Source organism: Streptomyces griseus subsp. griseus (assembly GCF_000720255.1).
GTDB classification, from domain to species: domain Bacteria; phylum Actinomycetota; class Actinomycetes; order Streptomycetales; family Streptomycetaceae; genus Streptomyces; species Streptomyces griseus_I.
In genome coordinates, this window is record NZ_JOJE01000001.1 from 383347 (window position 1) to 395970 (window position 12624).

Genomic DNA, 12624 nt, shown 5'->3' on the forward strand with positions numbered 1-12624 from the left:
CCTTCACATATTGTGATCTTGCACGCGAATCGTGCTGGGACGATAAATCGACTTGAGTCCCGCGGCAACGGGGCACGCCGCCCGATTCGCCCGCCCCGCGAGTACCACGCGACAAGCCTGCCTGCGTTGTGCCCAGCTCCCCGCCGGGTAATCCGCCGAGCTCACGCTCCTGGAATCCGGACAGACGCGCCGCTCCATCCGGGGCACCCCGGCCGCCCGCCCGGCCCGGCGACCAGGGCCCGGGAAAACCGGTCCGCCCCTGTCCGTCCGGCGCCGTACACTGGGCGGAGCGAAAAGCGTGGATGGGGACGAGTAGCGGCGTACGCAGCCCAGAGCGACCCGGGGACGGTGAGAGCCCGGGGGCGAGCGCGACGTGAAGATCACCCCGGAGCCGCCGGAAGAAAGCCCCAGCCGATCGGCCAGGGCCGGTAGAACCGGCATCGCGACCCCAATGAGGGGGCTCACCCGTGCACAGGAAGTACGGGCGGGCCAAGGAGGGTGGTACCGCGGGAGCGCGCCGCACACGGCGTCGACAGGAAGAACAGCTCTCGTCCCTCCGACGGAAGGCAGCAAGTCCGCCGGAGGAAGCTCGCTGATGACAACGCCGACGTACCGCCAGGTGCCCGCCCAGGTCGACCTGCCCGCGCTCGAGCACGCGGTGCTCGACTTCTGGCGCGAGCAGAAGATCTTCGCCAAGAGCCTGGAGCAGTCCGAGGGCCGCCCCGAGTGGGTGTTCTACGAGGGCCCGCCCACCGCCAACGGCATGCCCGGCGCCCACCACATCGAGGCCCGCGTCTTCAAGGACGTCTTCCCCCGCTTCCGCACCATGCGCGGCTACCACGTGGCCCGCAAAGCCGGCTGGGACTGCCACGGCCTCCCGGTGGAGCTGACGGTCGAGAAGGAGCTCGGCTTCAGCGGCAAGAAGGACATCGAGGCGTTCGGCATCGCCGAGTTCAACGCCAGGTGCCGCGAGTCCGTGCTGCGCCACACCGACGCCTTCGAAGAGCTCACGACCCGCATGGGCTACTGGGTCGACCTCAACGACGCCTACGTCACGATGGACCCCGAGTACATCGAGTCGGTCTGGTGGTCGCTCAAGGAGATCTTCAACAAGGGCCTGCTGGTCCAGGACCACCGTGTCGCCCCCTGGTGCCCGCGCTGCGGCACCGGCCTCTCCGACCACGAGCTGGCCCAGGGCTACGAGACGGTCGTCGACCCGTCCGTGTACGTCCGTTTCCCGCTCACCTCCGGTCCGCTCGCCGGCGAAGCCGCGCTCCTGGTGTGGACGACGACCCCCTGGACCCTGGTGTCCAACACGGCCGTCGCCGCGCACCCCGAGGTCACCTACGCCGTCGCGACCAACGGTGAGGAGAAGCTCGTCGTCGCCGAGCCGCTCCTCGAGAAGGCGCTCGGCGAGGGCTGGGAGACCACCGGGCAGACCTTCACCGGCGCCGAAATGGAGCGCTGGACCTATCAACGACCGTTCGAGCTCGTCGAGTTCCCGGCGGAAGCCCATTACGTCGTCAACGCCGAGTACGTCACCACCGAGGACGGCACGGGTCTGGTCCACCAGTCCCCCGCCTTCGGTGAGGACGACCTCAAGGTCTGCCGCGCCTACGGCCTGCCCGTGGTGAACCCGGTCCTCCCGGACGGCACCTTCGCCGCGGACGTCCCCCTCGTCGGCGGCGTCTTCTTCAAGAAGGCGGACGAGAAGCTCACCGAGGACCTCCAGCAGCGCGGCCTCCTCTTCAAGCACATCCCGTACGAGCACAGCTACCCGCACTGCTGGCGCTGCCACACCGCGCTCCTCTACTACGCGCAGCCGTCCTGGTACATCCGAACCACCGCGATCAAGGACCGCCTCCTCCAGGAGAACGAGAACACCAACTGGTTCCCGGAGAGCGTCAAGCACGGCCGGTACGGCGACTGGCTGAACAACAACATCGACTGGGCCCTTTCCCGCAACCGCTACTGGGGCACCCCGCTGCCGATCTGGCGCTGCGAGGACGACCACCTCACCTGCGTCGGCTCGCGCGCGGAGCTCACCGAGCTGACCGGCGCCGACCAGTCGGAGCTGGACCCGCACCGCCCGTTCATCGACGACGTCACCTTCGCCTGCCCCAAGGACGGCTGCGGCCGGACGGCCACGCGCGTGCCGGAGGTCATCGACGCCTGGTACGACTCGGGTTCGATGCCGTTCGCGCAGTGGGGCTACCCGTACAAGAACAAGGAACTCTTCGAGTCCCGCTACCCGGCACAGTTCATCAGCGAGGCCATCGACCAGACCCGCGGCTGGTTCTACACGCTGATGGCGGTCGGCACCCTGGTCTTCGACAAGACGTCGTACGAGAACGTCGTCTGCCTCGGCCACATCCTCGCCGAGGACGGCCGCAAGATGTCCAAGCACCTGGGCAACATCCTGCAGCCGATCCCGCTCATGGACCAGCACGGCGCCGACGCCGTGCGCTGGTTCATGGCGGCCGGCGGCTCCCCCTGGGCGGCCCGCCGCGTCGGTCACGGCACCATCCAGGAAGTCGTCCGCAAGACGCTCCTCACCTACTGGAACACCGTCGCCTTCCAGGCCCTCTACGCCCGCACCTCCGGCTGGGCCCCGTCCCAGGCCGACCCCGCCCCGGCCGACCGCCCGCTGCTCGACCGCTGGCTGCTGTCCGAACTGCACGCGCTCACCGACCAGGTCACCCAGTCCCTGGAGGCCTACGACACCCAGCGCGCCGGCAAGCTCCTCTCGGCGTTCGTCGACGACCTGTCGAACTGGTACGTCCGTCGCTCCCGGCGCCGTTTCTGGCAGGGCGACAAGGCGGCCCTGCGCACCCTGCACGAGGTCGTCGAGACGGTCACCCGGCTGATGGCCCCCTTGACCCCGTTCATCACCGAGCGGGTCTGGCAGGACATGATCGTGCCGGTCAGCCCGGGCGCTCCCGAGTCGGTGCACCTGTCCTCCTGGCCCGAGGCGGACCTGTCCGCGATCGACCCGGAACTGTCGCGGCAGATGGTGCTGGTGCGCCGCCTGGTGGAGCTGGGCCGTGCCACCCGCGCGGAGTCGGGGGTTAAGACCCGCCAGCCGCTGCGGCGCGCCCTGATCGCGGCCACCGGCTTCGGCACCCTCTCCCCCGAACTGCACACGCAGATCACCGAAGAGCTCAACGTCGAGTCACTGGCCTCCCTCTCGGAAGTCGGCGGCTCCCTGGTCGACACCACGGCGAAGGCGAACTTCCGCGCCCTGGGCAAGCGCTTCGGCAAGCGCGTCCAGGACGTGGCGAAGGCCGTCGCGAACGCCGACGCGGCGGCGCTGTCGCTGGCCCTGCGTGAGGGCACCGCCTCGGTGGAGGTCGACGGTGAGACGATCACCCTCGCCCCGGACGAGGTGATCATCACGGAGACCCCGCGCGAGGGCTGGTCGGTCGCCTCCGACTCCGGAGCGACCGTCGCCCTGGACCTGGAGATCACCGAGGACCTGCGCCGCGCCGGTCTCGCACGGGACGCGATCCGCCTGATCCAGGAGGCCCGCAAGAACAGCGGCCTCGACGTGGCGGACAGGATCGCCCTGCGCTGGACGGCGAGCGACCCGGCCGTCGCCGAGGCGCTGGCCGAACACGCGGGCCTCATCGCCGACGAGGTCCTGGCCACGGTCTTCTTGAATGAGCAGAGCGGCCAGGGCGAGGCGGACGACAGCTACGGCACCCCGTTCACCGACGAGGGCCTGACGCTGACCTTCCGCCTGCGCAAGGCGTAACCGGTAACCCGAAGGCCCGGCCCCCCGGAAGGGGGCCGGGCCTTCGTCGTACCCGTCCGTCATGCCTGGTGGACGCAACGCGCGTAAAAAGGGCGAGGCCCCGGAGAAATTCCGGGGCCTCGCCCTGAACGCTGCCGACGCCTACGGCGTACTACCAACCGTCAGTGGAACTCCAACCGTCAGTTGTCGTCCTCGTCGATCAGGAACCCACGCATCGGCGAGGGAGCCTGGCCCATCGGCGACGGACCCTGCGGCCGCACCGGCGCCATGGGCTGGGTCATGGCGGGCGTCATCTGCTGCTGACCGCCGTAGGACGGCGCGGCGGGAGACGGCGCGCCACCCATGCCCTGGTTGCCGCCGTACGACGGGGCGCTCGCGCCGGCCGGAGCCATGGAAGGCGCCGGGGACGGCGGGAGGGAGGCCGTGGCCGGGGTGCGCGGCGGGGCGAGCGAGTCGTCGGCCTGGGTCTCCAGCTGGCGCAGCTGCGACTCGAGGTACGACTTCAGGCGCGTGCGGTACTCGCGCTCGAAGCCGCGCAGGTCCTCGACCTTGCGCTCCAGCGTGGCGCGGGCGGACTCCAGGGAGCCCATGGCGACACGGTGCTTCTCCTGCGCGTCCCGCTCCAGGGCGTCGGCCTTGGCACGGGCGTCACGCTCGAGGCCCTCGGCACGCGAACGCGCCTCGCCCACGATCTTGTTGGCTTCGGAGCGGGCCTCGGCGATCGCCTGGTCGGCGGTCTGCTGGGCCAGCGAGAGGACACGGGCGGCGCTGTCGCCACCGGGGCCCTGACCGGGGCCGCCCATCGGACCGCCCATGGGGCCGCCCATCGGACCGCCCATCTGTTGCTGCATGGGGGGCTGGCCGCCCATCGGGCCCTGACCCATGGGGCCCTGACCCATCGGACCCTGGCCCATCGGACCGGGACCCTGGGGACCGCCCTGACCACCGCCGGGACCGGCGGGCAGCTGCGGGGCACCGCTCGGCAGCTGGGGCGGGCCACCCATGGGGCCACCCATCTGCTGCTGCGGCGGGCCCGATATGCCGGCGGGCACTGGAGCGCCGGGACCTCGCATGCCCTGCTGCGGCATGCCCTGCTGCGGCATACCGCCGCCCTGCTGAGGCATACCGCCGCCCTGCTGCTGATCCTGCTCCGGCGGCTTGCGCATGTTCTGCTGGTTCTGGGCAGCAGCGCGCGTGGCCGCGGCCAGTTTGGCGCGCAGGTCCTCGTTCTCACGGAGCAGGCGGGTCAGTTCGGCTTCGACCTCATCGAGGAAGGCATCGACCTCGTCCTCGTCATAGCCTTCTCGGAGGCGGACGGTCGTGAACTGCTTGTTCCGCACGTCCTCGGGGGTCAACGGCATCTCTTCACCTCAACGTAGTCGTCGGCATTCGGCAAGACGGTAGGTCACATCGCTCATCACAGCCGGCTCACGATCGAGATCAGGATGTAAACGATGATCATCAGTACGAAGAAGGACAGGTCGAGCGCCACGCCCCCGAGACGCAGCGGCGGGATGACCCGCCGCAGAAGCTTGAGCGGTGGATCGGTGACAGTGTAGGTGGCCTCCAGAACGACCACCATCGCCTTGCCGGGCTGCCATGAACGGGCGAACTGGAAGACGTAGTCCATGACCAACCGGAAGATGAGCACGATGAGGAACACCATCAGCGCGATGTAGATGACATCCAGGACCACGCTCATGATCGGTGCGTACCTCTCCCCTGCTCACATACTGCCGTCTTGCTGCCGTGTACTGCTGTTTCCGGTCGTGCGTCTCAGCTCTGGTTGAAGAACCCGCCCTCTGCGATGCGGGCCTTGTCCTCCGCCGTGACATCGACGTTAGCAGGCGACAACAGGAACACCTTCTGCGTCACCCGCTCGATACTGCCGTGAAGACCAAACACCAAACCGGCCGCAAAGTCGACAAGTCGCTTCGCATCTGTGTCGTCCATCTCAGTCAAATTCATGATCACCGGCGTGCCTTCACGGAAGTGTTCCCCGATGGTACGGGCCTCGTTGTAGGTCCGGGGGTGAAGTGTGGTGATCCGGTACGGCTCTCGTTCCGACACGACCTTGGGCATGATCACCGGTGCGTTCTTCTCCAGGCTTGCGCGTTCTTGTGTGATGGATGCCACGGGCGCGATGCGCGCCGGACGCCCGGATTCCGCGCCGAGCGAAGCGGAATGGGGCACGGGATCGCGCGGCGCCGGGGGCTGTACCACTCGCACCGGTTCGTCCCTTTGGGACTGGTGTGCACCGTGCGACTGGTGGGACGGCTCGTGCCGTCGGTGGTCCCGCTCGGGCTCCGGGTCCAGTTCGGGTTCGAAATCATCGTCGGGGTCGAATCCTCGGCCGTCGTACCCATCGTCCTCCACGAGGCCGAGGTAGACCGCCATCTTGCGCATCGCGCCGGCCATGCTCTTGGTCCTCCGCTCTGTGGTGGATCGGCTGACGACTGCCAAGTCCCGCGATCCACGTGGCCCTTGTCCGCCTTTAGACGGTAATGACCATATTTTCTGCTGTGGTCCGACTTCTTGGCGACGTTACCCGAGCCTGGCGCGGACTCCGAGTACCGCGGTGCCGATGCGCACATGTGTCGCTCCGGCCGCCACAGCCTGCTCGAGGTCCGCACTCATCCCTGCCGACACCATGTTGGCAGCCGGATGGGTCCGGCGCAGGTCAGTCGACAAATCCATCAACCGCTCGAAGGCCGCTTGTTGGCGTCCCGCATACTCGCCGGTCAACGGCGCGACCGTCATCAGTCCGTCGAGCCGCAGCCCCGGAGCCCCGGCCACCAGATCGGCCAACTCCGCGATGGCGCCGGGCGCCACGCCACCGCGCTCACCCCGCGCGCTCTCGCCGGCGTCGAGTGCGACCTGGAGGAGGCAGCCCACCTCGCGCCCGGTGCGTACGGCCTCCCTCGACAGGGCCGTGACCAGCTTGGAACGGTCGACGGACTGCACAAGACCGGCATAACCGACCACGGACCGCACCTTATTGGTCTGCAACTGACCCACGAAATGCCAGGTGAGGGGCAGATCCGAGCACTCGGCGGCCTTCGGCGCCGCGTCCTGGTCGCGGTTCTCGGCGACGTGCCGCACGCCGAGTTCGGACAGCAGCCGCACATCGCTCGCCGGGTAGGTCTTGGTGACCACGATCAGGGTCACCTCGTCACGCTCCCGCCCGGCGGCCGCGCACGCGGCGGCGATGCGCTGCTCGACCTTCGCCAGATTTGCGGCGAGTTCGCCCTTACGGTCCGTCATGTCCCATCAGCCCAGCCAGACATATCCCGCGAGTCGCCCCGTGGTGCGGTCGCGGCGGTACGAGAAGTGATCATCCGACTCCAGTGTGCACACCGGCGACTGCTCCCGGTCGCGCACCCCGAGCCGTTCGAGCTGGGCGTGCACTCCGGCGGCGACGTCCACGGCGGGCGTGCCCCAGCTGGTCTCGGCGTACGCCGCCGGCTCCACGTCGGCGACCTCGGTGCGCATCGCCTCCGGCACCTCGTAGCACCGGCCGCAGACGGCGGGCCCGGTGCGGGCGACGATCCGGGCGGGGTCGGCACCGAGTTTCACCATCGCCCGCACGGCGGCGGGGACGACCCCGGCGATCATGCCGGGCCGGCCGGCGTGGGCCGCGGCGGCCACCCCGGCGACCGGGTCGGCCAGCAGCACCGGCACACAGTCGGCGGTGAGCACGGCGAGGGCGACTCCACGCGTGGCCGTCACCACCGCGTCGACCCGGGGAACGGTCTCGCCCTGCCACGGTCCGTCGACCTCGGCGACGTCGTTGCCGTGCACCTGGTTCATCCACACGACGAGGCCCGGGTCGAGGCCGAGCGACTTGGCGGCCAGTTCCCGGTTGGTCCGGACGGCCTCGGGGTCGTCACCGACCGCGCCGCCGAGGTTGAGCTCCGCATACGGAGCGGCGCTCACCCCACCCCACCGGTCGGTGAAGGCGAAGTGCGCGCCGCTCGCGCCCTCGCGCTGTCCTATCACTTCAGGAAGTCCGGTACGTCCAGCTCCTCGGCGGCGCTGTCGTAGGTCCGCGACGGCGGGACCGGCGGGCCGGACGGGAGGTCGGCCACCGGCTCCGGCGCGGGCTCGGCCTCCTCCTTCGGGGTCACGCTGCCGAGCGAACCGAAGGACGGGCGGCTCTCGGGCTGCCGTACCGGAGTCGGCTCGTCGCGGCGGGCCGAGGCGGAGGACGAGCCGAGGACGGTGTCCCGCTTGGCGGGCGGCTGGCCCCCGTCGAAGCCGGCCGCGATCACGGTGACCCGGACCTCGTCGCCGAGGGCGTCGTCGATCACCGCGCCGAAGATGATGTTGGCCTCGGGGTGGGCGGCCTCGCTGACCAGCTGGGCGGCCTCGTTGATCTCGAACAGACCGAGGTCGGAGCCGCCGGAGATGGAGAGCAGCACGCCCCGGGCACCGTCGATGGACGCCTCGAGGAGCGGCGAGGAGATCGCCATCTCGGCCGCGGCCACCGCGCGGTCGTCGCCGCGGGCCGAGCCGATGCCCATGAGGGCCGAACCGGCCTCGGACATGACCGACTTGACGTCGGCGAAGTCGAGGTTGATCAGACCGGGGGTGGTGATCAGGTCGGTGATGCCCTGGACACCGGAGAGGAGGACCTGGTCGGCCGACTTGAACGCGTCGAGGACGGAGACCTGACGGTCCGAGATCGACAGCAGCCGGTCGTTCGGGATGACGATGAGGGTGTCGACCTCTTCGCGGAGCTCGGCGATGCCGTCCTCGGCCTGGTTCGCGCGCCGCCGTCCCTCGAACGTGAACGGGCGGGTGACCACGCCGATGGTGAGAGCGCCGAGGGAGCGGGCGATGTTCGCCACCACGGGCGCGCCGCCGGTGCCGGTGCCGCCGCCTTCACCGGCCGTCACGAAGACCATGTCGGCCCCCTTGAGGACCTCCTCGATCTCCTCGCGGTGGTCCTCGGCGGCCTTGCGGCCGACGGCCGGGTTCGCTCCGGCGCCGAGTCCGCGGGTGAGTTCACGGCCGACGTCGAGCTTGACGTCGGCGTCGCTCATCAACAGCGCCTGCGCGTCGGTGTTGATGGCGATGAACTCGACGCCCTTGAGACCGACCTCGATCATCCGGTTGATGGCATTGACACCACCGCCGCCGACACCGATGACTTTGATGACTGCGAGGTAGTTCTGCGGTGCTGCCACGTCGAAGGCCTCTCGCCTCGAGTTACGGGTCGTCGGATCACGGGAGCGCGCTGCGCTTCGCGATGCGACGACTGATGCCGAATGGGACGGTCCGTAGTGCCGACCCGAACCCTAACGCTGAAGTTTAGGGTTACCAGTGTGTCTGTTCCCTGGAGTCTTCTGAACAGGACACTAAGTCGACAAGTGGCGCCCGTTCAACGAACACGCCGAACCTCCCGTTTTTCTTTTCACCCTATGTGATCAGCCGTAGCCATGCCCAACCAGGGTGCTGGCCTGCGCGAATGTGCGTCAACTCATTGATGACGCCGGGGCGGTGGGAACGCTGACGTCGAAGTGCCGCGCATCCGGGGCGGCTTTCATGAGAGCGCCGAGCGTACGGGCCTTGGCGGCACCCTCCTCGCCGCTCCCCCAGTCGACGGTGCGTCCGCCGCTCAACTCCAGCGAGATGGCGTCGTAGGAACTCACCTTGACCACCCCGGTCTCGTGCGCGACGGCGGCCGGGAGGGCGCCGGCGACCCGGACGGCCTCGCGCACCAGCCGGTCCTCACCGAAGCGCCGCAGACTCGCCGTGGCGGAACCGGAGGAGGGGATGGCCAATTCCAGCGCGGGCACGCCTTTCGGAGCTTCGGAAACCGTGGCGAAACGGACGCCTGCCTTGTCCACTTCGATGAACTTTCCGGCTTTTTGGACAATCAGAACGGGAGTGCGCTCGACCACTTTCAGACCGATTCCATGAGGCCAGGAACGGGTGACCTCAACGGTGTCAATTCGGGGCAATTTCTGACGCAATCGTGCCTCGATCGCTCCGAGGTCGACGGAAATCAACGGTTCTCCGAGCGGTACCTCGGCGGCCTCGCGCACCTCCCCCAGGGTCAGCACGCGCGTACCGGAGACGGACACCCGCTCCACGCGGAACCACTGGGTGCCGTACAACGCACCCAAGCTGCCGGCGCCCAGGAAGACGAGAGCGATCGCAAGGATGATGATCACACGAAGTCGGCGTCGCCCCAGGCGCCGGACGAGGGGCGGGCCGGACGACTCCTGCTGGCGTTCCCCGCGCTCCGCGGTGGTCGGTCCGGCCACGTTCCTGCCCTCTCGTCACACGTGCCTAACGGCGCGAGGCGATCGCCTCGTACACCATGCCGACGAGCAGGTCGTCGGCGTCCCGGCGGCCGAACTCGCCCGCGGCGCGGGACATCTCGTACAGCCGGTGCGGGTCGGCGAGCACGGGCAGGACGTTCTCCCGAACCCAGTCGGGCGTCAGTTCCGCGTCGTCGACGAGGAGGCCGCCGCCGGCCTTCACCACCGGCTGGGCGTTCAGCCGCTGCTCGCCGTTGCCGATCGGCAGCGGGACGTAGGCGGCCGGCAGCCCGACGGCGGAGAGCTCGGCGACGGTCATCGCGCCCGCGCGGCAGAGCATCATGTCGGCCGCGGCGTACGCGAGGTCCATCCGGTCCAGGTACGGTACCGGGATGTAGGGGGGCATTCCCGGCATCTGCTGGACGTGCGGCAGTTCGTTCTTCGGGCCGACCGCGTGCAGGATCTGGATCCCGGCCTGCTGGAGCCAGGGGGCGACCTGCTGGACCACCTCGTTGAGGCGGCGGGCGCCCTGGGAGCCGCCGGAGACGAGCAGGGTCGGCAGGTTGGGGTCGAGGCCGAACATGTGCCGGGCCTCGGGGCGGGCCGCGGCGCGGTCCAGGGTGGCGATGGAGCGGCGCAGCGGGATGCCGATGTAGCGGGCGTCGCGCAGCTTGCTGTCCGGGGTGGAGACGGCGACCCGGGCGGCGTACCGCGAGCCGATCTTGTTGGCCAGGCCGGGGCGGGCGTTCGCCTCGTGGATCACGATCGGCACGCCGAGGCGCTTGGCGGCGAGGTAACCGGGCAGGGCGACGTACCCGCCGAAGCCGACGACGGCGTCCGCCTTGGTGCGCTCCAGGATCTGCTCGGCGGCCTTGATCGTCCCGCGCAGCCGGCCCGGGACGGTGATCAGCTCAGGGGTGGGCTTGCGCGGCAGCGGCACCGCGGGGATCAGCGCGAGCTCGTAGCCCCGCTCGGGGACGAGCCGGGTCTCCAGGCCGCGCTCCGTGCCCAGGGCCGTGATCCCCATGGTCGGATCCTGCCTGCGCAGGGCGTCCGCGAGGGCGAGCGCGGGCTCGATGTGGCCGGCGGTCCCTCCACCAGCGAGTACGACATGCACCGAAATTCACCGCTCTCCGGACGAGCGCGCCGCCGAGGCACGCCGTCGCATCGTGTTCCATCTCCGAGGCCCCCGGCCGAGCCCGGGACCTCCCGCCCGCTTTCTACCAAAGCGAGGTTGCCGCATCGCAAGCGCCGCCCGCGCAGCGGGTTCGTCGCGCGCGAAGGCGATCAGCAACCCGATGGCGAACATGGTCGGCAACAGGGCGGATCCTCCGTAGGAGAACAGCGGGAGGGGGACTCCGGCGATCGGCAGCAGGCCGAGCACCGCACCGACGTTGATCACGGCCTGGGCCGTGATCCAAGTGGTCACGCCTCCCGCGGCATACCTGACGAAGGGGTCCTCCGTGCGTCCGGCCACGCGGATACCCGCATAGCCTAGAGCCGCGAAGAGGGCGAGCACCGACAGCGTCCCCGCGAGGCCCAGTTCCTCACCGGTGACGGCGAAGATGAAGTCGGTGTGCGCTTCGGGGAGTTGGCCCCATTTTTCCACACTCGCGCCGAGCCCCGAGCCGAAGATCCCGCCGGAGGCCAGGGCGTAGATGCCGTGCACGGCCTGCCAGCAGTCGGCGGCGCCCGAGCGGGGCTCGGTGGCGCCGATGCAGGCGAGCCGGGCCATGCGGTTCGGGCTGGTCTTGATGAGGATCACACCGATCAGCGCGGCGACCGACAGCACCCCGGCGAACAGCCTGGTCGGGGCGCCGGCCAGCCACAGCAGGCCGAACAGGATCGCCGTGAGGATGATCGCCGTTCCCATGTCGCCGCCGAGCATGATCAGCCCGAGCAGCAGGAAGGAGACCGGTACGAGCGGCACCAGCATGTGCTTCCACTGGGTCAGCAGCTTCTTGTCCTGCTTGCGGGCGAGCAGGTCGGCGCTCCACAGCACGAGCGCGAGCTTGCCGAATTCGCTGGGCTGGATCTGGAAGGAGCCGCCGAGCGAGATCCAGTTCTGGTTGCCGTTGACCGCCATCCCTATCCCCGGCACCTGCACCAGGGCCATCAGGAAGACGGCCCCGGCGAGGATCGGGTAGGCCAGCGCCCGGTGCAGCTTCACCGGCATCCGGGAGGCGACCAGCAGCAGGACGGTGCCGATGGCGGCGGCCAGGAACTGCTTGCGGAAGAAGAACGAACCCGGCAGCGACATCTGCAGCGCGGTGATCTGGGAGGCCGAGTAGACCATCACCAGACCGAGCCCGGTGATCAGCAGACTGCCGCCGAGGATCAGGTAGTACGCGGTCAGCGGCCGGTCCCAGGCGCGCCGGGCCCGATGGTACAGGGTGATGAGTGGGTTCTCGCGCGGTGCGCGGGGGGCGGGGGGCCTGCTGACCCGCCGCTGAGCGGGCGGCCGCCCGGTACGGCTACCGGGCATCAGCGGCTCCCCGGCAGTCGTGTACCGCGTCGGGGAGAGGCCGGCACATCCCCGCGTCACCGGCGGACACCCGCCGGTGGCATCCGGACCACATCCGAGTCACGCGTCCCTCCAAG

The 12624-nt window shown here is 69.6% G+C and carries 10 protein-coding genes; 1 reads left to right on the forward strand and 9 read right to left on the reverse strand.

Annotation, left to right across the window (positions count from 1 at the left end; all coding sequences use genetic code 11):
- Window positions 1–595 precede the first annotated feature (595 nt).
- Window positions 596–3754 (forward strand): isoleucine--tRNA ligase, encoded by a 3159-nt coding sequence (gene ileS / locus IG99_RS01750; protein WP_037668841.1) that lies wholly within the window; start codon window positions 596–598, stop codon window positions 3752–3754.
- A gap of 179 nt (window positions 3755–3933) precedes the next feature.
- On the opposite strand, the gene IG99_RS01755 is transcribed toward ileS, so the two are convergent.
- The 9 genes from IG99_RS01755 to ftsW form a co-directional block, all read right to left on the reverse strand.
- Window positions 3934–5115 (reverse strand): DivIVA domain-containing protein, encoded by a 1182-nt coding sequence (locus tag IG99_RS01755; RefSeq protein ID WP_037668843.1) that lies wholly within the window; start codon window positions 5113–5115, stop codon window positions 3934–3936.
- A gap of 56 nt (window positions 5116–5171) precedes the next feature.
- Window positions 5172–5456, reverse strand: a complete 285-nt coding sequence (locus IG99_RS01760) for a YggT family protein (protein WP_037668845.1) — start codon at window positions 5454–5456, stop codon at window positions 5172–5174.
- Between the two features lie 74 nt (window positions 5457–5530).
- Window positions 5531–6172 (reverse strand): cell division protein SepF, encoded by a 642-nt coding sequence (locus IG99_RS01765; protein WP_037668849.1) that lies wholly within the window; start codon window positions 6170–6172, stop codon window positions 5531–5533.
- A 126-nt stretch (window positions 6173–6298) separates the two neighbouring features.
- Window positions 6299–7018, reverse strand: a complete 720-nt coding sequence (locus IG99_RS01770) for a YggS family pyridoxal phosphate-dependent enzyme (protein ID WP_037668853.1) — start codon at window positions 7016–7018, stop codon at window positions 6299–6301.
- Between the two features lie 6 nt (window positions 7019–7024).
- Window positions 7025–7753, reverse strand: a complete 729-nt coding sequence (pgeF, locus tag IG99_RS01775) for a peptidoglycan editing factor PgeF (protein WP_037668855.1) — start codon at window positions 7751–7753, stop codon at window positions 7025–7027.
- Window positions 7750–8943: a cell division protein FtsZ gene (gene ftsZ / locus IG99_RS01780; protein ID WP_037668857.1), complete on the reverse strand. Its 1194-nt coding sequence runs from the start codon at window positions 8941–8943 to the stop codon at window positions 7750–7752. The genes pgeF and ftsZ overlap by 4 nt, the downstream gene beginning before the upstream one ends.
- Window positions 8944–9231: 288 nt before the next feature.
- A complete protein-coding gene (locus tag IG99_RS01785; protein ID WP_037668860.1) occupies window positions 9232–10026 on the reverse strand; it encodes a cell division protein FtsQ/DivIB in 795 nt (264 codons plus the stop codon).
- A gap of 25 nt (window positions 10027–10051) precedes the next feature.
- On the reverse strand, window positions 10052–11140 hold the full coding sequence (gene murG, locus IG99_RS01790; protein WP_037668862.1) for an undecaprenyldiphospho-muramoylpentapeptide beta-N-acetylglucosaminyltransferase: 1089 nt from the start codon (window positions 11138–11140) through the stop codon (window positions 10052–10054).
- A 6-nt stretch (window positions 11141–11146) separates the two neighbouring features.
- Entirely contained in the window at window positions 11147–12508 is a 1362-nt protein-coding gene (gene ftsW, locus IG99_RS01795) for a putative lipid II flippase FtsW (RefSeq protein ID WP_037668864.1), read from the reverse strand.
- Window positions 12509–12624 lie beyond the last annotated feature (116 nt).

Bases quoted from the DNA above. Each gene is read 5' to 3' on its own strand.
- ileS (WP_037668841.1), top strand. From the start codon at position 596: ATGACAACGCCGACGTACCGCCAGGTGCCCGCCCAGGTCGACCTGCCC.
- IG99_RS01755 (WP_037668843.1), bottom strand. From the start codon at position 5,115: ATGCCGTTGACCCCCGAGGACGTGCGGAACAAGCAGTTCACGACCGTC.
- IG99_RS01760 (WP_037668845.1), bottom strand. From the start codon at position 5,456: ATGAGCGTGGTCCTGGATGTCATCTACATCGCGCTGATGGTGTTCCTC.
- IG99_RS01765 (WP_037668849.1), bottom strand. From the start codon at position 6,172: ATGGCCGGCGCGATGCGCAAGATGGCGGTCTACCTCGGCCTCGTGGAG.
- IG99_RS01770 (WP_037668853.1), bottom strand. From the start codon at position 7,018: ATGACGGACCGTAAGGGCGAACTCGCCGCAAATCTGGCGAAGGTCGAG.
- ftsW (WP_037668864.1), bottom strand. From the start codon at position 12,508: ATGCCCGGTAGCCGTACCGGGCGGCCGCCCGCTCAGCGGCGGGTCAGC.